Origin of the sequence: Paenibacillus sp. 481 (assembly GCF_021223605.1) — a bacterium.
GTDB lineage: Bacteria > Bacillota > Bacilli > Paenibacillales > Paenibacillaceae > Paenibacillus_B.
Map to the genome: position 1 here is coordinate 4,270,770 of NZ_CP075175.1, position 20,643 is coordinate 4,291,412.

Sequence of the window (20,643 nt, forward strand, 5' to 3'; positions counted from 1 at the left end):
GTTTACACGCTCCCGTTCGTTCGTCCGGCAAAGCCGTATATAAGTTTGCTGCCTCCGATTTGCACAAGCGTAATCTCTTTCGTTTCCATCGGGTCAAACCGTACGGACGAACCTGACGGAATATCCAAGCGGAATCCTTCGGTTCCTGCCCGCTCAAACTGTAACGAGACATTCGTTTCATAAAAATGATAGTGTGAGCCTACTTGGATCGGTCGATTGCCTGTGTTCACTACTTTACGTGTGATACGAGGTCGATCAGGTACGAGCGCAATCGGTTCTTCGGCGAATATGTATTCCCCAGGAGTAAAGCCGCCTGCGCCCTGAATCGGACTATGTACGGTGACAAGCTTCGTGCCATCTGTAAACGTGGCTTCCACTTGAACTTCTTGCAGCAGCGCGGGAATGCCGTCCATCACATCATCGACCGTTAGCAAATAACGAGCCGACTCCATCAATTCAGCTACGGATTTCCCGTCGCGAGCGCCTTCCATAATGTAACCGGAAATAAGGGCCACCGCCTCGGGGTAATTGAGCTTTACACCACGCGCCAATCTTTTTTGTGCCAATTCAGACGCAACGTAGAGCAGCAATTTCTCGCGTTCTTGTAATGTTAAATGCATATGAATAGTCTCCTTTCATCTACGGTGCAGATGAGTTCATTTGGGTGTGCGGTTAGGGCTTGAATTGATGTATGTTCGGGTGTATCGGATCGGGTAAGGCTCGGTGAAGACATGAAATGATGAACGCAAACGAAATCATGAAGCACTGATGAACGACTGATGAAGCTGAGATGAAGTAATGTAAAGAATGATTACACAAAAATTAACATGTGCGACCTCATTGTGTCAATAATAAGTTATGAAATATGACATATAAATTGAATTTGGTTGATTACACTTACTTATTTATGCTTTTTTTGTATTTATAAGAGGTATTAATTAAAATTATTCTCGTATTTATGTTAATTAATCTAACATAATAGAAGGTTGGAGTAGGGTGGTGGGTTGCTTATTTCCAGCAAATTAAAATTCAATAGTGACCTTGTCATCATGCAAAAAAGCACCACCCCTCAACAAGGGTGGTGCTCGAACAATCGATGAAGATGTATTACGTCAGCCAAGTGGCTTAGCTTCTAGCTAGTGACCGGCTGACTTCTAATTGCTAACTTGTAGAGCTGGTAGCTCCTATATGGTAGCTCCTAGTTCCAGCCAGCTTCTTGACGACTACAATACAACAGCTACCTTCTTAAGCGCCTCTTCAACAGGCACGTACGTATAGCCTAGGTCGCGAGCGACCGCTTCGTACGTCACCGAGCCGCCAGCAACGTTTACCCCGCGAAGGAGGGCTGCATTGTCGCGCAGCGCGTTTTGCAAGCCTTTGTTCGCAATTTGCAACGCATAAGGAATCGTTGCATTCGTGAGCGCAATTGTAGACGTGCGCGGCACAGCACCTGGCATATTGGCTACAGCATAGTGAACAACACCATGCTTCACATAGGTCGGGTTGTCGTGCGTCGTAATCCGGTCAACCGTCTCAATAATACCACCTTGGTCGATTGCGACGTCAACCACGACAGAGCCTGGCTGCATCGATTTAATCATATCTTCCGTCACAAGCTTAGGTGCTTTCGCACCAGGGATCAATACCGCACCGATAACGAGATCAGAATCCGCAACCGCTTCAGCGATATTGAGCGGGTTCGACATGAGCGTATTCACTTGGCTGCCAAAAATATCGTCCAACTGACGCATGCGGTCAGGACTCATATCAATAATCGTCACATCAGCACCGAGGCCCATGGCAATCTTAGCTGCATTCGTACCAACAACGCCACCGCCGATAACGGTAACTTTGCCACGCTTCACCCCAGGTACACCGCCGAGCAAAATACCTTTGCCGCCATGCGGTTTCTCCAAGAACTGCGCTCCGATTTGCGACGCCATACGGCCAGCAACTTCGCTCATTGGCGTTAACAATGGCAAGGTACGGTTCACTTCAACCGTCTCATAAGCAATTGCGGTTACGCCATTTTCAGTCAAGGCACGTGCCAATTCTGGCTCTGCTGCCAAATGCAAGTAAGTGAACAAAATGAGGCCTTCACGGAAATAACCGTATTCGGCTGCAATAGGTTCTTTTACTTTTATAATCATATCCGCTTGCGCCCATACATCAGCTACTTGCTCGATAATGGAAGCGCCCGCTTTCACATAATCGTCGTTCGTAAATCCGCTGCCTACGCCAGCGTTATGTTCAATTATAACTTGATGGCCCGCCTTCACAAAAGAAACGACGCCCGCAGGCGTAATCGCGACGCGGTTTTCATTATTTTTAATTTCTGCTGGTACTCCGATAATCATTACGAATCCCCCTCAGCGCACTTAACTTTCTTCATTAGTAGTATAAATAGGAAGTGGCTGTTCGGCTTTGTCCAGTTCCATGAAAAAAAGACTCCGCCCTTGTGAAATTTCACAAAGGGGGGGAGCCTTTCGCAATGAGATGCGCTTTAAGTTCTAAATAAATGGACACTTTTTGATCCATGCTGCTTAAATCAACTGCACCAATTTCAGAGATGCGCTTTAAGCGGTACGTTAGTGTATTCGTATGAATGTGCAGCGCTTCCGCGGCTTTTTTCACATGGCTATCGTGAGATAGAAATATTTCTAATGTATGTAGCAAATCGCTTTGATGTTCCGTATCGTAAGCGCGCAGCTTCATTATGCTCGGATGTTCCTGCGGTTGCTGCTGATTCATGTCCGCAATCGCAGGCAGATAGCGGTACAATCCTAGCTCCGGATAATCGAACACGTCTTCCAGCGCTGCGGGAAAATGCTGCTTCATTTGCAGCACGGCCAACGCTTCGCGATAGCGCTGCGCAACCATTGCGTAATTGTCGCACATCGTGCTTGCTCCCCGCTGCAAGGGGGCGGCGTTGAAGCGGTGCTTCATTTGGCGAATGAGCAGCGCAATCGAGTCTTTGTAGGATGCTGACTGCTCATTCAACGCGAGCGCATCCTGTCCACGTCCAGAAGGCGATGCAGCCCCCCCAGCACTCCCAACACTAGCACCGGCACCATTAGCGCCAGTACGAGCCGCTCCAACGCCTGTGCCTGTCGCTCTAGACTGCGGTGCGCCAGACAGGGTTGGGCTGCACAGCAAAATGAGCCGATTATTTTGCGTCACATGCAGCGCAACGCGAAGTTGTTCGGCCGTCTTAAGTGTGTAATGCACTTGGCGGTACAGTTTATCGTTAATATCGTGTTCAAATTCAAGCACGACAATTTGGTAACGCTGAGGCAAATGAACACCGAGTTGAATCGCTTTCTCGCGAATAATGGGCTCGCCAGCAAGATGGTTCGTCAGCAGCTGCCAAAAATAATCGCTGCTATGCTGCTCTTGCTTGCGCCTTTGCGATTGTAGCTGAAGCAGCTTCGTCTTCGCAGCGTACGCCGCCTGCTTTAAATAAAGCAGTGCGCGGTCGTCCGTAGGCTGCTCGTTCTGATCTTCCAACGCCCAAATATAGCCTAATATGTCGTGCTGATTGCGAATGGCTACCGCTAATCGGTTACCAAGCCCGACTTCAGGAATTTGCTCAATCCGAATGGGCTCATTGTTGGACATCAGCTGCTGTATAATGCCATCCCGCCAGAGGGCGCTAATGACTTGCTCAGGCACTCTTCTACCAATAATGGTGGCAATCCTAGCGGGATCGGTCTGCGGGTGATGAGTGCTGTATGCGAGCAGCTTATGGCTCGCATCTTCGATCGTTACCGGACATTGCAGCATTTCGCTTATCATGTCAGCGATAGCCTCTAAATGGTCAAAATCTTGGTCAAACGGATTAAACTCCGCGTTCACGTTCATGCATTATGCTCCCCTGACAAAAATCAAAACAGTCTCATACCGTCACCTTAATCAGCTGATGGATGAGGAACGATCGCTTTCCAGTACATTTTGGCCAGATGCTGAAAATATGTCGTTTGCACGGATGTAATCGCAATGACGAGTGCATTGCGAACGACTAAACGTGTAGCGTCATCCATCACGATCGCAAGCTGCTGGAGATGTTCTTCCGTCTTCTGGCTGATCACTTTTTCAAGTAATTCATCGTGATGCAACCGGAGTGGATCATGTCCGTATACGTCCAGCACTTGGTCGTTATTTTGGTCCAGCTCTTCGTATAGCGAAGAGTAGGCCGCATAAAAGTCAAGCGGATTAATCAGCAATTGCTGATTTGCCGTTGCAGGTTGAAACAGCTGCTCTAACAACTGTCTGATTGCTTCCAGACTAAGTGTAGCGCGCAAGTCTTCGACAATTAAGATGAGCGCTGCCTGTTGCAGCGAATATTTTTTACCGATATGTGGTGGGCCGACAATCGGTTTGATGTCACGCTTGACCCAATTCTGAATGGAAGTCAACGAAAAGTTCGTGTACTCGACCTGATTGCCGAGCGCTACGATTTCATTTAAAGACAAGCCTTCTTTGTTGGAATGGTCATTTAACAGTTTTGCCAAAATAGGTGGCAGCTTACATTCACTCAATGGCGTAATCACGTCTCCACGCTCTTTGCGGCGAAGCTGAAGCTGTGTCCAAACCTGCTCTAATATGGAGCGAAATGAGTCTGTGTGAGCATAATCGCGTTCTTCTCCGTTCGACTGATATAGCGAAAGAAGCAAGCGGGACATTTTTTTACGGGTAAGTACGAACGTTTCCATACATTTTCTCTCCTTGATTTCCTTGATTCATAGGAGTTTCGGCTTAGTTTATCATAAAATCACTACTAATCGAAAGTCAAAGTTATTAATGGTTATAGAAAGGTGCATTCACCGATACGTTTGGTCAAAAAAGGTGTAATTTGAATCAGAATGGTCGGATTCAGACTTTGTAAATTAGGCCAAACATTTTTATAATAAGTTCATATGAACCTGAAATTTATTAAACACTTTAGGAGTTGAGGATGTAAGAATGGACACCTACCCCTTACTTAATTTAACACTGGTAGCGATTTTAATCTTACTTACGGGATTTTTCGTAGCAACAGAATTTGCAATTATTAAGATCCGTGCGAGCCGTGTAGACCAGTTAGTATTAGAAGGACGCAGCAATGCACTTGCGGTCAAAGAGGTTACAAGTAATTTGGATGGGTATCTGTCTGCGTGTCAATTAGGTATTACAATTACAGCTTTGGGATTGGGCTCGCTCGGAGAGCCGACGGTAGAGGCGCTGCTTCATCCGGTATTTGATAAATGGGGACTGCCTATACAATATGCTGGCATTATGTCCTATGTAATAGCAATGGTATCCATGACATTTTTACACGTCGTCGTTGGTGAATTAGCACCGAAGACGGTAGCGATTCAGAAATCAGAGAAGGTTAGCTTGTTGTTTGCCAAGCCAATCATCTTTTTCTATAAAATGATGTACCCGTTCATCTGGTTGTTGAACGGTTCGGCTAACCGCCTCCTTCGTTTGTTCGGCATGAAGCCGGCAAAAGAGCATGAAGATGCTCACTCCGAAGAAGAGTTGCAAATTATTCTTAGTGAGAGTTATGAGAGTGGGAAGATTAACAATACGGAATACGGTTATGTAAGCCGCATCTTCGCCTTTGATGAGCTGTTAGCGAAGGAAATTATGGTACCGCGTACCGATATGGTCTGCTTGCACGCGAACAAGTCGGTCGATGAGAATATCGCCATCATCAAAGCGGAACAATATACTCGTTTTCCTGTTATTCAAGAAAGCAAAGACAACGTTATCGGTATGGTGAATACGAAGCATTTGTTCTTGAAGTTCAACGATTTGCGCGAAGTGAAACTTGCTGAAATTATGCATCCTGTATTGACGGTTTCCGAAGCAATGCCGATTAAGACGTTGTTGAAAAAGATGCAAAAAGAACGTGCTCATATCGCGATTTTGGTGGATGAGTACGGTGGCACGTCCGGTATGATTTCGATCGAGGACATCTTGGAAGAAATCGTCGGTGAAATCCGCGATGAATTCGATAGTGATGAGCGCCCAGAAATGGAACGCATTGCGGATCAGCATTATTTGGTAGATGGCAAAGTGTTGTTGGCTGAAATTAATGATATTTTCGGAACGCACATTGAGAGCGAAGATTTGGATACGATTGGCGGCTGGTTATACGGTCAATACCCTGACAGCAAAAAGGGGAGCGCTTATACAGTTGAAAACATTCAATTTACGATTGTGGAAAAAGAGAAACACCGGATTCGTAAAATTGAAATTAAAAAGCCAGAAGTGGTTGAAGCAACTGGAGCAAGTGAAGGATTAGCAGCAGTTGAAGCTTCAGCAAAATAAGTTCATAATAGACATAAAGCTTGAACCTCAGTCTAATGACTGGGGTTCAGTTGTGCTTAGTTGCACGTGTATCCTAAGTGCGTGAACATGTAGTTCGCAGCATTGCAGCAGTGAGTTGGGAGGATTAAATTAGAAATGGATTTGTTAGCGGCTTTATTGTTAGGCATTATTGAGGGCTTAACGGAATTTCTCCCGGTGTCGTCGACGGGGCACATGATTTTGACGACGCATTTGCTCGGCCTGACGGACGAGAGTATTAAGACGTTTGAGGTGTTTGTTCAGCTAGGTGCAGTTCTAGCTGTAGTCGTGCTTTACTTCAACAAGTTTATTGATATGCTGGTCGTATCGATAAAGCCACCGAAGACAGGTGAAAAGCGTCTGAATATGTATCATATTATTTTGGCGATGATTCCGGGTGTTGTTGGTGGTGTTGTTCTACGTGACTTCATTAAACAATATTTGTTCGGTGCGCAAACGGTTGTATGGAGTTTGATTGCTGGCGGTATCTTAATGATTATTGCTGACAAAGTATACAAGCGTAGAGCGGGTGCATCATCTGCGAACACGGTTGACCAAATTACGTACAAGCAAGCGGCTGGTATTGGTTTGTTCCAAATGTTCGCGTTGTGGCCTGGCTTCTCGCGTTCGGGCTCGACGATTTCGGGTGGCTTGCTGCTTGGCGTAAGCCATACGGCTGCCGCAGAGTTCACGTTCTTGTTGTCTGTGCCGATGATGGTTGGTGCAACAGGCTATGACTTGCTCAAGAGCGCATCCCACTTATCGATGGACGATTTCAGCTTTTTCGCGACAGGCTTTATTGCTGCGTTCGTGGTTGCGATGCTCGCGATCAAGACGTTCTTGAACTTGTTGAAGCGATTGCCATTTGCGTATTTCGCATACTATCGCTTTGTACTCGCGATTGTGTTTATGATATTTTTCTTGTAAGTAACATATGGAGGCGGATCTTCGCAATTGCGAGGGTCCGTTTTTTGTTTGTGTGATTCTTATTGAGTCTAAAGTATCTGTTTATTTATTATAATTTATGGATAAATAAATGGGTATATTTACATGCTTTCGGCGCCTTTATTAAGACTAAATACTTAATAATGAGGCTTTTTCGTTGAAAATATATGAGATTAAATGTCAAATTTGCTATTATATAGTATTAAATGTCTAGGAAAAAAGTTCTACTTGGTTTACAATCATAAAAATTGGAATTCAAGGAGGATGGTGTAAGTATGGATGCTTATATCGTAAAACTAAAATCGTTTATCTTACTCGGTCAATATTGTGAGACTTTAACGGAAATGGAGCGTGTTTGTCGATCGCTGCCGTTTAAGTTTCACGGTTCTAGATACTGTGCCAATGAGGAATATAGCTTTGGGCTAGGGAGAGACGGACGTTATTTTGCGGGGATTCAGGCGATTAGTGCGGAGCATACGCTGCAACGGTTATCGTCGCGAATCATATTAGGTGGGCTCTATCGCAAGTCGCAGACGATACGAGTATCAGAAGATGTGCCGATGCAGTATGTTAAGCTGGATGCGTCGTTGTTATGGACGCCGCTTGAGCTAGGAAAAAAGGAGGTGGTGTACGAGTTTAAGCGAAGGGGCCATACATACGAGAAGCATTGTGTATATGTGCCGCTGGAATTTTCGCAGTCGGTAGCGCAGGAGCATCGACGTCTGCCGCGTACAGGAGAGGGTTGGGGAGTGAGGGACAGGTACTCGAAAACGGACATAGAAAGGTGGGCAATTATTAGTTAAGTTTGATTAGCTTGATTCGTTACGTGTGATGGGCAATGGGCATTGGTGATGCTAGTTGATAGGTAACCATGTGGTTGATAAACAACAAAAGGCAAGCTGCCAACGATGACCGATGCTGGCAGCTTGCCTTTTTTATTGGATCATGTACTTAGTCAGGAACGCTGGTGAGTTGCAGTTGATGCAAGGCTTGTTTGTATTGTTGCTTTAACTCCGCTGCAACTTGTGCAACGGATGCGACTTGCTCAATGGCGCCTAAGCCTTGGCCAGCCGACCAAATATTTTTCCACGCTTTGGCGTTGGTGGCATTGAGTTGCGAGAAATCGATGCTATCTTTTTTTAGCAGCTTGGCTGGATCGAGTCCGGCATTGCGAATACTCGGAATGAGGTAATTGCCCTTTACGCCGCTAATGGCATCGGTGTAAATCAGGTCATCTAGTGTGGATTCGATCAGCATCGTTTGGTAATCGTGATGGGCAAAGCTCTCGGTCGTCGCAATAAAGCGTGTGCCCATGTAGGCGAGATCGGCACCGAGTACTTCGGCGGCCAATATGTCTTGGCCGTTAGAGATGCTGCCGGCGAGGATCGTGATGCCGGTCCAAGTTTTTTTGACTTCGGCGATAAAGGCGAGCGGATTGATCGCCCCCGCGTGTCCGCCTGCGCCGCTGCATACGAGGACGAGTCCGTCCACGCCACGCTGTGCGGCTTTGTCAGCGTGCTTGAGCGTGCTGACATCTGCAAACACGAGTCCGCCATATTGATGCACGACGTCAACGATTGGCTGCGGATCACCGAGCGATGTAATGACAATCGGTGGCTGGTGTTTCACAATAAGCGCTAAATCGGTTTCGAAGCGCTTGTTCGTGCGGTGGACGATCAGGTTAACTGCCCACGGAGCGATACGGCGCCCAGGCTCTTTGGCCTTGGCCGCATAGAGCGCATCCGTAATTTGCTGCATCCAGTCGTCAAGGTCTTCGGCTGTGCGAGCGTTCAGAAGTGGAAATGACCCGATAAGGCCTGCTTTACAGCTCTCGATAACCATTTTCGGACTAGAAATAAGGAACATGGGGGCGACGATAACAGGCAAACTGAGCTGCTGAGTCATTTGTTGCGGTAGTCGTTTAGACAATTGAACTCATCCTCTCGCGGTTTGATATTTTTCTGTATCTGTAAAGTTGGCTGATCGGTGTAGGTAGGGCAGTTAGGCAATTGTATCATGTATATTACAATGTAAGCGCAATCAATTCTTGGGGCTACAAAATAGCATAGCAGCCGTTGATCACTTTTGTTCTTTTTGAAAATTAGTTAAGGGTCTTCTTCTGTTTAATAATAGCGACGGTACAGCGGGCGATGCTGATGAGATGTTGGTCTTCATCCACAATTTTGATTTCCCAGACCATGGTGGAACGGCCTTTGTGCAGTGGTATTGCGATGGCGGTCACCGTTCCTGATTGCTTGGAGCGAATGTGATTGGCGTTAATTTCGAGTCCGACAGCGGCTTCGGTTGTTTGATCGATGAGGAACCACGTGCCTAAGCTGGCGACGGTTTCTGCAAGTGCGACAGACGCACCCCCGTGGAGTAGCCCGAAAGGCTGGTGTGTCGCCGCGTTAACAGGCATGGTAGCCGTTACTCGTTCGGGTGTGATTTCTCCAAGCTCGATGCCTAAGGCACCAAGCATGGTTTCGCTTAATGGTTTCATTTGATGCATGAAATGAACCTCGCTTTCTGTTCGGTATGGGTTAAGCATGAGGGTTTAAGCTTATGGATGAAGGCCAATGAATCGAGCGAGCATACCTTTGAGCTGGGCGATTTCGTCTGCTGTAAAGTCCTGCAACGCTTCCTTGTGCGTATCTTCGATACAAATGGATAACGGAGCTTGCAATTCCTGACTGCGTGGTGTCAAAAAGATATGATTCATTCGGCGGTCTGTCGGACTTGGCCGGCGTTCAATAAGCTCGCTTTGCGCGAGACGATCGAGCAACCCGGTCATGGTCGCAGAGTCGAGTCGGAGGCGTTCGCCTAGCTCGGAGCTGTGCTGTCCGTCTTTTTCCCATAGCAGATGGAGAAGTGCGTGCTGTACGGGCGTGACGCCATACGGTTGCAGCTTGGCTTTAGCAATTTGATATGCACGTTGGGATGCTTTGCCGAGCAAAAAGGTTAGACAATCTTCGATCGGTTCCATGTGAATGCTGCTCTCCGTTCCTTTCTTACTTATTCAAAATGGCGAATATATCCAAAATATAACACACGAAAATTACCTTGTATACGAGTAAAGTGGATAAAAAATTTTTATTGGTGGCTGGATTGGGGGTGGAATGAGCGAAAAGATTGTCATCTTTAATGGAATTGTTAAAGGGATGTCGCATTTTATATAGATGAGAGATTCGTAGAGTTGAATTTAGCTTTGATTAGCTATTAGTAGAAGGAAAAAAAATGACGTGCATTTTGGGGCGGAGAAATGTGTGAAGTGCAGGTAACAGCGCTGAAATGAAAAAGTTACAGTTTGTAAATATTTATGTTTATTTCTATTATTTTTAAAATGATCTCTTTGTTGATCCATGTTAACATGTGAAAGTATTAAAAAAACAAGCCGAAGCCAAAAGGCACGGGGGACCCACATAGTGGGGTGAAGCCGCCATAAGCGGTAGGGGAGACCTTTTGACCCGAACCCGTCAGCTAACCTCGTAGGCTACCAAAGGGAGAGATATTTAGTATGAAGAAACATATGACGAAAGTAGTCGTAGCAGGTGCCTTGGCACTAACACCAGTAATTTCTGCAGGAGCGGTATCTGCTGCACCAGCAAAAGAGCCAGTTCAAGTTCAAAACCCGAACTGCTTTGTTAATTTCCAAGGTTTCCAAGGAAACAAAGGTAACATGGATAAAGCCCTTGCTGACTTGATGGAAAAATACTTCCCGGGCATGAACAAGCCAGGTACGGAAAAGCCATCCAAGCCATCTAAGCCTGAAGTGCAAAAGCCAGAAGTTACTAAACCAGAACAACCGTCTAAGCCAACAAATCCTAGCAACAACGGTAACAACGAAAACCAAGACAAAAATAACTTTGCACAACAAGTTATCAACTTGGTTAACCAAGAGCGTTCCAAAGCAGGTCTTCAGCCATTGAAAGCTGATTCCCAATTGAACGACGTAGCTATGGTAAAAGCAAAAGACATGCATAGCAAAAACTACTTCAGCCACACTTCGCCAACTTACGGTTCGCCGTTCGATATGATGAAGCAGTTCGGCGTGAAATACAACACGGCTGGCGAGAACATCGCTAAAGGCCAACAATCTCCAGCACAAGTGATGAAGGACTGGATGAACAGCCCTGGTCACCGTGAGAACATCATGAAGGGCCAATACTCTTCTATCGGTGTAGCTTATTATAACGGAGTTTGGGTGCAATTATTCAAAGGCTAAGTACAACTTTATAATAGCGCGGAGTAATCCGCTAAAAGAGGCACCTCGAAATCTCATTGGGATTTCGGGGTGTTTTTTGTTTGGGTGGGGTAAAAATACCCTTACGGCAAGGAGTTCAATGAAATATTATTTGCTCATATTAAATAAATTAAACTCCTGCTTAATTTACAACTTTAGAGTCCCCTCTGGTTCTTGTTTAACATTAGTTGCAGACAACTTTTAGTATCAATTGAACTACAGCAGAATAGACTATTATTAATTGAAATGAAGGAGGTGACAAAATGATTGTTATAAAATTAGGTAACTTAACCATTATAATATGTTTATTTTTGTTTGTTTAATCAATAACACCAGTTGGAGCCGACAATCAATTCTGGTTTAGTCAATAAAACCAGAGAGTACAGTATGCAAAATTTGCGTACTGTATTTCAGAAAAAAAGCAAAATATCATAATTACACGTTCTTTTCTTGTTACAAATCGTCGATTGAATAAACTCCTCATTACCCAAGCATTGATACCTCATACACGTATATAAAAAAGCCACTTAAAACAGCGATTTTTGTGATAATAATATTAATTTCATGGTGGAAAACCTTTAATTTCCTTAATAGCAAGAGTAACATTCACAAAATCCTTCAATTCAACCATCGTATATTAGCAATTCAGTGACTTTGCAGTATCTTGGGTGGAATATACATTACGCTTCATGCACTGATTGGCGTAGTAGCAGTTTCCTCATTGTCCATTTGGTTATCCAATGTCTTAATATCTTCATGGTTTTTTCATTCGCTTTATCGGTCGTACATAACCTCTAACCTTTTTTTAGAGCTTTTTTTTCTTCAAATGCTTCGTTCACCAGATTGTTAATAATGGTAATCCATCTATATCTATAAAGTGTTATGAAGAATAAAAAAACTAAAGGTATAAAAACAATGAGAAGTAGAAAGTAATGTTCATCTTGAATAAATAATAATATATTTGAGAAATTATCAACTTGTAATTGTAGTTGTTCAGTTAAATATGATATTTTACTTTCAAGATTCATGGAGTCCAATTTAACAGCATCAATTTTTGATTGAGTATTGTACTGCCAGTCTAAAGGCTTAAATAATAACGGTATATATATGGAGCAAGTGTCCCTAGAACTGTTGTCAAAAAGAAGATAATAACTACAATAATTAAGTTGAGCTGTTTATATTGTTCAAATTGCGAATTTACACTTGTTTTAATTGTTCGTAATTCCCTTTCGGTATAGTCTTGTATAAGATGGTCTTTTACCGTCTCTATTTTTCCGAGAGGTATAGCTCCGAATCCGAAACCTTTTATTCCGTATTTAATTCTAATATACTTGCTAGCCATATCATAATCTCTAAAATTTATTTTTTTCATAGTATCCACCTCTACATTATATGATGAAGCATAAATTAAGACTGCTTTTAACATAGGAGCAATATCATGTGGGAGAATCAGGTAAGGATATTGAGTTTAAATTCGAATTCATTATAATATTAAAATATTAACTTACATAGCAATTCTAATTGAAAGAAGAACCTCATGTTTAGCGAGGTTCTGTTAGAAGTTTATTTAACACAAATCCATCTTTAAGACCCTGAGAATACATAAAGTCAATCATGAGAGCTTGAAGTTCATTTATGCATTTTTCATAATCAAGTAGAAGTGGCTTAAGGTCATCAGGTAGGTTGGTGTATATCTGGGAGTATTGTTTGCTGCATGTTTCTGATAGGAGAACGTACTCTTGACTGGTTTGAGAAAATTGGTTACTTAAATCCGTAGCTCTGTCGCAAGCAAAGTTATAAAACTGTGTGATGCATTTAACTGTAAACTTTCTGATTTAATAGAGTATACACCTGAGAAAAAAGATTTGGTTTAATCGATTCAGGAGTAGTTTTTCCCTGTGGTACAATAAATCATTTTTTAATTAAAGCTATGTCTGCAATCATGTATTGCAGATTTTTTTGTACCCAAATGACACACTTTTCACCAACAAAGCTAAATGGAAGTATACATCGTATAAGAAAGTAGGTACCTCAAGTGACGTATCAATCACATTGCCTATGGTTTTTTATTAAGAAAGAACTATCCGATATTGCAGAGGACATCAAAGACGTGCTTCATTACTCGGTATATGAACGTGATTATGAAAATACGTGGGAGTGGATTGATTTTAGGAATGCTGGCAGCAATGACATCCAACTCAATATCTCAAGAGAGCACAATTGGAAACATGGTTTGTACGATTGTCCCGTTGTTGTGAGGTTTACGAATGATTCACGCGCAGCTAGTTTGGAAGAAATAGAAGCTATAGGATATGCCATTTTCAAACGGTTTGATATAAAAGTTTATGTTGGACAGGTTCACTATGTGAATAGTGAAGATGGGGAATTTAAGTTTGTGATAGAACAGGAGTTTGGTGAATAACATATGTAGCTCGATTGTAAAAAGATCGCTCTTTTCGGAAGCCTGTGAGATGACAAGCTTCTGAAAGAGCGATCTTTTTTATGTTACATCATGAGTTTCATCATAGGGTGAAGGCTCCTAAGAAAAATAAAGATCTAAATCCAGTTTCTTTTTTACAATATATAACTAATTATTTAGAAAAGACAATTGAAAAGTTAACCATAACCGACTATTATTATTGAAAATGATTATCATTATCGATATCTTGCTAATCAATCAGAAGGAGTTTGATATTCATGTCAACCCAGTCAACATCGTTAAAAACGAAAGACTACGTACTTATTGGGATTTTTAGCATTCTCATTTTTATCGTTAACGGAATTGTATCCACCTTACTGACGCCCGTGATGTTCGCGGCCATGCCATTAATATCGGGAGTATGTCTGTTCTTCTCGGCTATTATTTATTTGATTATGGCAATCAAAGTAGGGAAAAGAGGCGTAATCTTATTGCTAGGACTTGTCACCGGACTTGTGTATGCCATTATGGGTATTCCGTTGATGCTGCCATTCTTTGTTGCAGCGGGCTTGCTTGGCGAAGCCGTGCTGTTAAAAGGTAACGGTAACCAGTACAAGCAGGTTACACGGCAGTCTCTCGCGTATGCAAGTTATGGCATGCTGTTTGGCATTGGTGGATATGCAACTATTCACGTATACGGATCGGATGTGTTGGAAGCGATGTTCTCATCGGAAATGAGCGAAATTATGCGGAATTTTGCCTATTCTCCCATGTGGATGTTAGGAAGTATGCTCTTCTCCTTTGTATTAACTTTACTAGGATGCGTCTTTGCGTCCAACATGTTGAAGAAACATTTTATGAAAGCAGGCATGATTAAATAAGGGTCTAAGGATGGAGGATGACAATGAGTTCCAAGTCCGAAATGTCAGGTTTAATCCAAGTCGTACGCGAAAAAAAAGGGTTGTTACTGGTTGCTGCACTTTTTTCTGTCTTCTCGAGCTTGTTGCAGATCGCTCCATTTTGGGCGATTTACAACATTATTAAAGAGCTGTTATGGAATGCGCAGCATATGGATGCCATTAATAAGGATCTCCTTATGTATTGGGGCGGTATGGCTTTTGTTAGCGTGATCGCGGCCTTGATTTGCATCTATATTAGTGGCATGTCCTCTCATATTGCGGCGTTTACGATATTGTATCAGCTGCGGGTTAAACTGACTGATCATGTAGCGAAGCTGCCAATGGGCTATCATACGAACACTGCAACTGGCGAACTTAAGAAGATTATCGAGGTAAGTGTTGAAAAAATCGAGAAGTTTATTGCCCACCAGCTTCCCGATCTGGTGAGTGCGATCGTCATCCCTCTGTTGCTGGTAGGGTATTTGTTCTGGCTAGACTGGCAGTTGGCAATCGTTCTCTTGTTTCCTATCGGGCTCGGATTTTGGCTTCAGACACGAGTGTTTGCAAGCGATAACGGGAAAAAGGCGTACCGTGATTTTCAATATGCAATCGAAGAAATGAACGCCACAGGAGTAGAGTATGTCAGAGGAATGCCAGCTGTTAAAGTGTTTGGTATTCCGGCGGACTCCTTTTTAACCTTTAAGACGGCAGTAACGAGATATCGAGATATCTCCTTGTACATTACGAACTTGTGCAAAACGTCCTACAGTTTATTTTTTGTCATTACGGGCTCGTTAGTTACGTTCGTTATTCCGGTAGGCATCTTGTTGTTCAGTGGCAATTCTGCCAGTCAGGCATTTGCCATTACGTTTATTTTGTTCCTCGTCATCACCCCCAGTCTATCGGCACCATTGCTAAAGCTGCTCTATTTGGGAAGCGGGCTACGTGAAATCGTGGAAGGGAATAAACGGATTGAGGCGGTATTTGCGGTAGAACCGATAAGCGAGCCTCTTTCTCCTCGTATTCCACACTCATTCGATATCGCCTTCCGTCATGTTTCATTTGCTTACGAGCAGCAAGGGAGCGAGAACTATAGACCTGTACTAAAGGATATTCAATTTGTCGCCAAGCAGGGGGAAACGACTGCTCTGGTCGGGCCTTCCGGGGGAGGAAAATCAACGATCGCGAACTTACTACTGCGATTCTGGGATGTGTCGGATGGTGACATTACCATCGGTGGTGTTCCTATTCGTGAGATGGGAACGGCTAACTTGATGAACACCGTGTCCTTTGTGTTTCAAGACGTGCATCTGTTCTACGACACGATTGAAGAGAACATCCGCATGGGGAACACGACAGCGTCCCGAGCAGATGTCATCGCTGCGGCCCGTACCGCTTGCTGCCATGAGTTTATCGAGAAGCTGGAACGAGGCTACGATACCAAAATTGGCGAAGGCGGAACGTATTTGTCCGGCGGAGAAGCACAACGGATCGCCATTGCTCGTGCGCTGCTCAAAAATGCGCCCATTTTGGTGCTAGACGAGGCTACAGCTTATGCGGATGCTGAAAATGAAACGAAAATTCAACAAGGCTTGGCAGGTTTGGTGAAAGGGAAGACGGTTCTCATTATTGCCCATCGCTTGTCTACGATTCGCAGAGCCGAACAAATTCTCGTTATTCATCAAGGTGAAATTGTAGAGCAGGGAACGCATGAAAAGCTATTAGCTAAAAGCGGGCTGTACGAGAAGATGTGGCAAGCACATATGAGCGCGGCCTCCTGGAAACTCGGTGGAAATCGTAGTCAAACGATGGCGGTGAAAATGGGGGAGACAGATGTATAAATATTTATATAACATATCGGGCGGAAACGTGAGAAGCCTGTGGCCTGCTGCTCTTGCCGCCATTTTGGATGGCATCGCTAAGGTGATTCCGGCCGTATTGGTGGTCGATCTGTTCAATACGATGTATGTTTCCTTTGCAAATCCCGTTGTAGGCTTGGATATCGGAAGAATGTGGACGGTTAGCGTGATTTTACTGTTGTGGCTAGGCGTAGAGTATGCCGCCTACACTTCGCTGTACGACAAGACGTACAAATCAGCCTATAGCTTGGCAGCATCCGGACGATTATCGCTAGCGGAGCATATTCGTCACCTGTCCCTCGGATTTTTTGGTAAACGCGATCCAGGGGATATTACGAATTTGCTGCTTAGCGACTACGGGCAAGTGGAGCATACGATTTCACACAATCTTCCGCAACTGATTAGTGCGATCGTGTTGCCGATTATGGCGTTGTTCGGGCTGGCGGTTCTGGACTGGAGGATGGCGCTAGCCATGTTCGCGGCTATTCCGCTCGGTGCGCTGTTGTTGTGGCTGACCGATTCGATTCAGGCGCAGTTAAGCGAGCGGCATGTGAAAGCGAAAAATGAGGCGGCAAGCCGCTTGCAGGAATATTTATCTGGCATTCGTGAAATTAAGGCGCACAACATGGGTGGAACACGGTTTGAACGATTGCGGTTATCGTTCGATCAGCTGAAGAAAGCTTCCATTCGGCTTGAAGGCATGATTGGGCCGATGATTATGGGAGCTATGCTACTAACTCGATCAGGGTTGACGTTGATGATTTTTACTGGAAGTTATTTGCTGGCTGGTGGAACCTTGTCACTGCCCATCTTTTTATTATTTTTACTCGTTGGCACGAAAGTTTTTGAGCCTCTAACTACGGTGTTAATGAGTTATGGAGAACTGCGCTATTCCGCCTACAGCGCACAGCGCATCATGGATGTGCAGCAGGAACAGCCGATGGAAGGTGACAAAGATATTGTACCTTACGGAGCAATTGCTTTTGATCGGGTGTCCTTTGGCTATGATGACAAGGTGCCTGTATTGAAGAACTTGACATTCTCCATTGCGCCTCGAACGATAACCGCATTGGTTGGCCCGTCAGGGAGTGGCAAGAGTACCGTTACTCGTCTACTTGCCCGCTTTTGGGAGGTGCAGCAGGGGCAGATCACGATTGGCGGCACGTCGATCAGACACATCAATCCGGAGAAGCTGCTTAAAGATATATCGATGGTGTTCCAAGATGTGTATTTGTTTCAAGACACGATTCGAAACAATATTCGAGTTGGCAAGATGGATGCCACGCAGGAAGAGATTGAGCAAGCCGCTCGGCGGGCTTGCTGCCATGAATTTATTTCTGCACTACCGCTAGGATATGATACCCCGATCGGTGAAGGGGGAGCCACGCTATCTGGCGGCGAGAAACAGCGGGTGTCGATTGCCCGCGCCTTGCTGAAGGACGCCTCTATTGTGTTACTGGATGAGGCGACCGCCTCTTTGGACCCAGAAAATGAGGCAGCTGTGCAGCAGGCAATCAATGAACTGGTCGCGCACAAAACCGTGATCCTGATTGCCCATCGGCTGAAAACAATCCAGAATGCGGACAACATTCTTGTGCTGGATCAAGGAGTGCTTGTCGAACAAGGAACGCATGACATTTTAATAAACAGGCAAGGCATTTATGCTAATCTATGGAACTTACAACAACGCTCAGAGGAGTGGAGATTAACGTAATGAAGCCCGTTGTATCATTTGATCCACGCACCCAGTTGCTAATCGTCCTGATGTCCAGCTTGGCTGTTTTTTTGGTGGATATGAATAAATTACTTTGGATCATCGCTTTTATGACGGTTTATCTACTGTTGCAAAGCATTTACAAAAGTACGTTACAGCTTCTGCTCTTGACAGGGTTGCTCTTTCTTCTGCAGAACTGGATTGCCCGCACAGATGTGGAAATCATCAAAATGTTCGGGTTTGTAACGTATTTGGGGTTGCGGTTAATGCCCGTATTTATGGCATCGTTGTCTTTCGTTCGAGTGCCATCGGGCAAACTGATGGCTGCACTGCAACAAATGAAACTGCCGATGGGCATGGTGATAGCGATTACGGTTAGTTCGCGCTATATGCCCGTTATGCGGCTTGAACACGAAGCGATTCAGACTTCAGCCAGTCTAAGAGGCGTTTCATATCGTTCCCCTAAAAATTGGCTACGCCCGCTACGTACATTTGAACATACGATCGTTCCTTTGCTGATGCGGAGTCTGAAAATTTCGGATCAACTTGCAGCATCAGCGACTACGAAAGGCATCGATTATCCTGGCAAAAAAACGAGTATTTATCAAATCTCCTTCAGATGGCAGGACTATATGTTACTGCTTGTGTACGTAGGGTGGCTCTTTGTGGTCTATCAACATGAGGTGATTCAATAATGGAACCTAAACGAAGTATAGAGCCAGAACCAATCATAGAACCTAAACCGATCATTGAGCTGAAGGATGTGTCATTCAAGTACAATGAGTCGGCTGAACAATTGAAATATATAAACCTTACTATTAACGAGGGGGAATGCGTGGTCATTACGGGGCCATCAGGTTGTGGCAAGACAACCCTCACGCGTCTCATCAATGGCCTTATCCCGAACTTTTATGAGGGAGAGCTGACAGGAACCGTTGTCTTACAAGGGAGAAATATAAAGGATATTGCAGCGTGGGATTTCGGGCGGATCGTAGGGAGTGTTTTTCAAGATTCGAGAAGCCAATTTTTCACCTCGGTCGTGCAAGATGAAATCGCATTCTGTGGCGAAAATTACGGGATGGATGCGGAGCAAATACGGAAGCGCGTAGAGGAGTTAGCGGAGGAAATGCAGTTGACTTCACTGCTACATAGCGGCGTTCATCAACTGTCCAGCGGGCAAAAGCAGAAGGTAGCAGTCGCATCTGCCCGCTTGGCGAACCCTGATATTTTGGTAATGGATGAGCCTTCAGCCAATCTGGATATGGTAGCAACCCGTGAACTGGCGGACATTTTGTCTGTACTGAAGGCGAGTCGGAAATCGATCATCGTTGCCGACCATCGCCTCTACTATTTGCTGCCGCTCGCGGATCGAATTGTGTATATGAATCAAGGAGAGATCGCTGCCGAGTGGACTCCTGAAGAGCTGCTTTCCCTTAGTGAGGAGATGTTACATGACTATGGACTGAGATCGCCCGTGCTCAAAGTCCCCTCGCATGTTGTTGGTGACCCCGGCTGCATCCAGCCGGAACGAATTGCACTTCATGACGTGAGAATCGCGCCTAAAAAATTTAAGCGGGCTGTGCTGGATCGGGTAACTTTTTCACTTCGCAAAGGTGAAGTGGTGTGTATGACAGGACCGAATGGCGTAGGTAAAACGACGCTAGCCAGAACGTTATGCGGGTTATTGAAGGAGCAGAAAGGTTATATTTCGATTGATGAACAGCCTGTCAAAGCAAAGCAACGTCTCGGTAAACTGTGGTTCGTCATGCAGGACAGCGATTATCAGCTTTTTTCGGACAGCGTGCTGAATGAACTGTTATTGTCGCACGAGAAAGAGTCTGATGCAGCACGCCGAGCAGAACATTTGCTCAAACAATTAGATTTGTGGGCATTTCGCGATCAACATCCTGCCTCTTTGTCCGGTGGGCAGAAGCAGCGTTTGACGTTTGCCGTCGGTTTAATGAGCCGTCCCGATATTTTAATTTTGGATGAGCCTACTTCCGGACTAGATGGAAAAAACATGCGACGAGTTGTAAATCTCATTAGGGAAATTGCAGCAACAGGCGTAACCGTGATCGTCATTACGCACGATTATGAGCTGGTGTACGGCGCGTGTGAGCGGTTGCTATTCTTCCAAGAGAACACACTGAAACTGGAAATGAAGCTTACAGAAAAAGATGCTCCTACTGTCATTCAATTGATGGATACGTTGCGGGCTGTCCCTGCAGGATGAA

Annotated in this window: 19 protein-coding genes and 1 riboswitch; of the genes, 11 read left to right on the top strand and 8 right to left on the bottom strand. The window is 44.7% G+C overall.

All coding sequences use genetic code 11. From position 1 onward, the window contains the following. Positions 1 to 2 precede the first annotated feature (2 nt). The 4 genes from ureA to KIK04_RS18870 all read right to left on the bottom strand — a co-directional run bounded on the left by ureA (position 3) and on the right by KIK04_RS18870 (position 4,712). The gene (gene ureA, locus KIK04_RS18855; RefSeq protein WP_232275129.1) at positions 3 to 620 is read right to left on the bottom strand and encodes an urease subunit gamma; all 618 of its coding nucleotides are present in this window, start codon (positions 618 to 620) and stop codon (positions 3 to 5) included. 603 nt (positions 621 to 1,223) lie between these two features. Then, a complete protein-coding gene (gene ald / locus KIK04_RS18860) occupies positions 1,224 to 2,357 on the bottom strand; it encodes an alanine dehydrogenase (protein WP_232275130.1) in 1,134 nt (377 codons plus the stop codon). A 109-nt stretch (positions 2,358 to 2,466) separates the two neighbouring features. Further along, positions 2,467 to 3,861 carry a PucR family transcriptional regulator gene (locus tag KIK04_RS18865; RefSeq protein ID WP_232275131.1) on the bottom strand — a complete coding sequence of 465 codons (1,395 nt, stop codon included), beginning with the start codon at positions 3,859 to 3,861 and terminating at the stop codon, positions 2,467 to 2,469. Positions 3,862 to 3,908: 47 nt separating this feature from the next. Next, a complete protein-coding gene (locus KIK04_RS18870) occupies positions 3,909 to 4,712 on the bottom strand; it encodes a DUF1836 domain-containing protein (RefSeq protein WP_232275132.1) in 804 nt (267 codons plus the stop codon). Positions 4,713 to 4,962: 250 nt separating this feature from the next. On the opposite strand from KIK04_RS18870, the gene KIK04_RS18875 reads away from it, so the two are divergent. The 3 genes from KIK04_RS18875 to KIK04_RS18885 all read left to right on the top strand — a co-directional run bounded on the left by KIK04_RS18875 (position 4,963) and on the right by KIK04_RS18885 (position 8,081). Continuing rightward, positions 4,963 to 6,315, top strand: a complete 1,353-nt coding sequence (locus KIK04_RS18875; RefSeq protein WP_232275133.1) for a hemolysin family protein — start codon at positions 4,963 to 4,965, stop codon at positions 6,313 to 6,315. A gap of 135 nt (positions 6,316 to 6,450) precedes the next feature. Next, positions 6,451 to 7,260, top strand: coding sequence for an undecaprenyl-diphosphate phosphatase (locus KIK04_RS18880; protein WP_232275134.1), 810 nt, complete (start codon positions 6,451 to 6,453; stop codon positions 7,258 to 7,260). Positions 7,261 to 7,553: 293 nt separating this feature from the next. Continuing rightward, entirely contained in the window at positions 7,554 to 8,081 is a 528-nt protein-coding gene (locus tag KIK04_RS18885; RefSeq protein WP_232275135.1) for a hypothetical protein, read from the top strand. 148 nt (positions 8,082 to 8,229) lie between these two features. Here KIK04_RS18885 and KIK04_RS18890 read toward each other — a convergent pair whose 3' ends face one another. From KIK04_RS18890 to KIK04_RS18900, 3 genes are all read right to left on the bottom strand, one after another. Then, the gene (locus KIK04_RS18890) at positions 8,230 to 9,207 is read right to left on the bottom strand and encodes an NAD(P)H-dependent flavin oxidoreductase (protein ID WP_232275136.1); all 978 of its coding nucleotides are present in this window, start codon (positions 9,205 to 9,207) and stop codon (positions 8,230 to 8,232) included. Positions 9,208 to 9,379: 172 nt separating this feature from the next. Beyond that, positions 9,380 to 9,787, bottom strand: a complete 408-nt coding sequence (locus KIK04_RS18895; protein WP_232275137.1) for a hotdog fold thioesterase — start codon at positions 9,785 to 9,787, stop codon at positions 9,380 to 9,382. A gap of 51 nt (positions 9,788 to 9,838) precedes the next feature. After that, positions 9,839 to 10,261 carry a MarR family winged helix-turn-helix transcriptional regulator gene (locus KIK04_RS18900; RefSeq protein WP_232275138.1) on the bottom strand — a complete coding sequence of 141 codons (423 nt, stop codon included), beginning with the start codon at positions 10,259 to 10,261 and terminating at the stop codon, positions 9,839 to 9,841. A 396-nt stretch (positions 10,262 to 10,657) separates the two neighbouring features. Then, a riboswitch (cyclic di-AMP (ydaO/yuaA leader) is annotated at positions 10,658 to 10,786 on the top strand. 6 nt (positions 10,787 to 10,792) lie between these two features. On the opposite strand from KIK04_RS18900, the gene KIK04_RS18905 reads away from it, so the two are divergent. Then, the gene (locus KIK04_RS18905; RefSeq protein WP_232275139.1) at positions 10,793 to 11,500 is read left to right on the top strand and encodes a CAP domain-containing protein; all 708 of its coding nucleotides are present in this window, start codon (positions 10,793 to 10,795) and stop codon (positions 11,498 to 11,500) included. A gap of 1,096 nt (positions 11,501 to 12,596) precedes the next feature. Here KIK04_RS18905 and KIK04_RS18910 read toward each other — a convergent pair. Next, complete coding sequence (locus KIK04_RS18910; protein ID WP_232275140.1) at positions 12,597 to 12,899, bottom strand: hypothetical protein; 303 nt, start codon at positions 12,897 to 12,899, stop codon at positions 12,597 to 12,599. 415 nt (positions 12,900 to 13,314) lie between these two features. On the opposite strand from KIK04_RS18910, the gene KIK04_RS24475 reads away from it, so the two are divergent. From KIK04_RS24475 to KIK04_RS18940, 7 genes are all read left to right on the top strand, one after another. Continuing rightward, positions 13,315 to 13,392 (top strand): helix-turn-helix domain-containing protein, encoded by a 78-nt coding sequence (locus tag KIK04_RS24475; RefSeq protein WP_442951181.1) that lies wholly within the window; start codon positions 13,315 to 13,317, stop codon positions 13,390 to 13,392. Between the two features lie 161 nt (positions 13,393 to 13,553). After that, positions 13,554 to 13,940, top strand: coding sequence for a hypothetical protein (locus KIK04_RS18915; RefSeq protein ID WP_232275141.1), 387 nt, complete (start codon positions 13,554 to 13,556; stop codon positions 13,938 to 13,940). Positions 13,941 to 14,215: 275 nt separating this feature from the next. After that, complete coding sequence (locus KIK04_RS18920; protein WP_232275142.1) at positions 14,216 to 14,818, top strand: MptD family putative ECF transporter S component; 603 nt, start codon at positions 14,216 to 14,218, stop codon at positions 14,816 to 14,818. Positions 14,819 to 14,841: 23 nt separating this feature from the next. Beyond that, on the top strand, positions 14,842 to 16,677 hold the full coding sequence (locus KIK04_RS18925) for an ABC transporter ATP-binding protein (protein ID WP_232275143.1): 1,836 nt from the start codon (positions 14,842 to 14,844) through the stop codon (positions 16,675 to 16,677). Continuing rightward, entirely contained in the window at positions 16,670 to 18,409 is a 1,740-nt protein-coding gene (locus tag KIK04_RS18930; protein WP_232275144.1) for an ABC transporter ATP-binding protein, read from the top strand. The genes KIK04_RS18925 and KIK04_RS18930 overlap by 8 nt, the downstream gene beginning before the upstream one ends. Continuing rightward, on the top strand, positions 18,409 to 19,104 hold the full coding sequence (locus KIK04_RS18935) for an energy-coupling factor transporter transmembrane component T (protein ID WP_232275145.1): 696 nt from the start codon (positions 18,409 to 18,411) through the stop codon (positions 19,102 to 19,104). The genes KIK04_RS18930 and KIK04_RS18935 overlap by 1 nt, the downstream gene beginning before the upstream one ends. Then, positions 19,104 to 20,642 carry an ABC transporter ATP-binding protein gene (locus tag KIK04_RS18940; RefSeq protein ID WP_232275146.1) on the top strand — a complete coding sequence of 513 codons (1,539 nt, stop codon included), beginning with the start codon at positions 19,104 to 19,106 and terminating at the stop codon, positions 20,640 to 20,642. The genes KIK04_RS18935 and KIK04_RS18940 overlap by 1 nt, the downstream gene beginning before the upstream one ends. Position 20,643: the final 1 nt, after the last annotated feature.